General features: G+C 46.8%; 2 protein-coding genes. Both read right to left on the bottom strand.

Annotated elements, in window-relative coordinates:
• Positions 1-62: 62 nt before the first annotated feature.
• On the bottom strand, positions 63-476 hold the full coding sequence (locus A3762_RS19820; protein ID WP_068476312.1) for a hypothetical protein: 414 nt from the start codon (positions 474-476) through the stop codon (positions 63-65).
• A partial coding sequence (locus A3762_RS26115) for a heavy-metal-associated domain-containing protein (RefSeq protein ID WP_082869262.1) occupies positions 476-857 on the bottom strand: 382 nt, incomplete at its 5' end. The genes A3762_RS26115 and A3762_RS19820, both read right to left, overlap by 1 nt.

Below are 857 nucleotides of genomic sequence, written 5' to 3'. Positions count from 1 at the left end.
AGAAAGTATCGAAAATTTAATAACTAATATTGCATTTTAAGTTCTTACTCTGCATACGAGCGCTAATAGAATATCTCTACAGCCAGAAAGGCAAAGAAAAACCCTATTGCCCAAACCACCACAGAAGACCAGTACATCCAAGCACTAACGCGTCGCAATCGCATACATGCTCTCGCCTGCTCCGGATCAATGGGACAAGGGGCATTTCGCGCATTCCAACGCATTGACCCTGCAAACAAAATCATTACGCCAGAAACACCGAAGGTCCATGCTTTGTATTTTGAAAGCGCGATCAACCATGGTGCTGTTGAAACTAAACCTGCTAGGGCCGCCCCTGCACCAAGCATCACAAACAAAGCAGGTAATGCACAACACACCAAGGTGGCAAGCGAGGTAAACAAGCTTAGCGTCGGAGCGATCGTGTCTTTAATGCCATAGTTTGAAACATCATTTGAGACGTCTTCTTGGCCATCCATTATGAGCACCCTCTCGCGATACCCACGAGGTTATAGCCTGAATCTTGGATCAAGGTCGTCACAGTTTCATCATCTATCTCAACACCGGCTTCAGTCGCTACCACGACTTTACCTGCATTCAAATCGACATCGACACCGGTCACGCCCTCTTGCTCTCCAAACACCTTTTCTACGGCCCGAGCGCAGAAATCGCAAACTAGACCATTCACGGTAATATCAATGGTATTCTCACAAGCCGCCCCTTCCGCGCTCGCCGTTTGCTTTTCTATGCTTAGCCCGTCATGCGTATGATGATGCCCTGTGTTGTGATTCATGTGTTGTTCACCGGCAGAGTAGCCATTGCTTGTTAAACCAATCATCAACAAAGAAATAAAGATCAAC

Source organism: Oleiphilus sp. HI0125, from assembly GCF_001635355.1.
The sequence above is the reverse complement of the archived record's forward strand: the minus strand, read 5'-3'. Positions and strand labels throughout refer to the sequence as shown.